The following is a 1,330-nucleotide window of genomic DNA, read 5'->3' as shown; positions in this document are numbered from 1 at the left end:
GGCGACGGCCGACCTGCCGCCCGCGCCGCAGGCGCCCGCGGCGCCCGTGCAGCGCGACGCGTCGTCGGTCGCGGGCATCGCGGCCGGCGTGCTGCCGAGCGTCGTCTCGATCGAGGTCGAGAGCGCCGAGGGGGCCGGCTCCGGCTCGGGCTTCGTGCTGCGCGAGGACGGGTACGTGCTCACCAACAACCACGTGGTGGCGGGTGCGGGCGACGGCCGGCTGGTCGTCGTCCTCTCCGACGGCACGCAGCTCGACGGCACGGTCGTCGGGGCGACGTCGGAGTACGACCTCGCGGTCGTCAAGGTCGAGGCCACCGGCCTCACCCCGCTGCCGCTGGGCGACTCCGACGCCGTCGTCGTGGGCGACCCGGTGGTCGCCGTCGGCGCGCCGCTCGGCCTCGTCGGCACCGTGACCACCGGCATCGTCAGCGCCCGCAACCGCCCGGTCGTCGCGGGCGAGGGCAACGACCAGACGTTCATCAACGCGCTCCAGACCGACGCCGCGATCAACCCGGGCAACTCCGGCGGGCCGCTCGTCGACGGCACCGGCCAGGTCGTGGGCATCAACTCGGCGATCGCGCAGCTGCCGGGCGGGCTGGGCGCCGCGGGCGGCAGCATCGGCCTCGGCTTCGCGATCCCCTCCAACCAGGCGCGGCGCACGGCCGAGCAGCTCATCACGACGGGCCGGGCGACGTACCCGGTGATCGGGGTCCTGCTGGACAGCGCCTACACCGGTGAGGGGGTGCGCGTCTTCGAGCAGGACCCGGACGGGAGCCCCGCCGTGACGCCGGACGGCCCCGCGGACCGCGCCGGCATCCGGCGCGGCGACGTGATCCTGTCGGTCGACGGCCGCCCTGTCACGGCGTCCGAGGAGCTCATCGTCGACATCCGCGCGCGCGAGCCGGGGGAGACCGTCGTGCTGAGGGTCCGGACGGGCGAGCGGGAGCGGGACGTCCGCGTCCGCCTCGACGGGCTGACCTCGGACTGAGGCGTCCCGCCGGCACCGCCCCCGGCGGTCGACCGCGCGGGGGTACCCTGTCCGGGTGCTGGGCATCAACGGTGGTGAGCTGCTGGTCCTGCTGCTCGTCGCCGCCCTCGTGATCGGGCCGGAGCGCCTGCCCGCGTACGCCGAGCAGCTGGCCGGCTGGGTCCGGCGGCTGCGCGACGTCGTGCGGGACACGCGCCGCCGGGTCGACGACGAGCTCGGCGACGTCGCGGGCGAGGTCGACTGGGCGGCGCTCGACCCGCGCCGCTACGACCCCCGGCGCATCGTGCGGGACGCCCTGCTGGACGACGTCGCGCCGTCGCGGGCCACGGGGGCGTCCCGCGC

The 1,330-nt window shown here is 76.8% G+C and carries 2 protein-coding genes; both read left to right on the top strand.

What is annotated here, in order from left to right:
* The coding region (locus AB6N23_RS18390; RefSeq protein ID WP_412867396.1) for a S1C family serine protease at positions 1-988 on the top strand (988 nt) is incomplete at its 5' end.
* Positions 989-1,043: 55 nt separating this feature from the next.
* Positions 1,044-1,330: twin-arginine translocase TatA/TatE family subunit (locus AB6N23_RS18385; RefSeq protein WP_412867395.1), on the top strand; the 287-nt coding region annotated here is incomplete at its 3' end.

The sequence above is a fragment of the Cellulomonas pasadenensis genome (assembly GCF_047229365.1).
Classification (GTDB): Bacteria; Actinomycetota; Actinomycetes; order Actinomycetales; family Cellulomonadaceae; genus Cellulomonas.
Note: the sequence above shows the minus strand (reverse complement) of the source record. Positions and strands in the feature narration are given on the sequence as shown.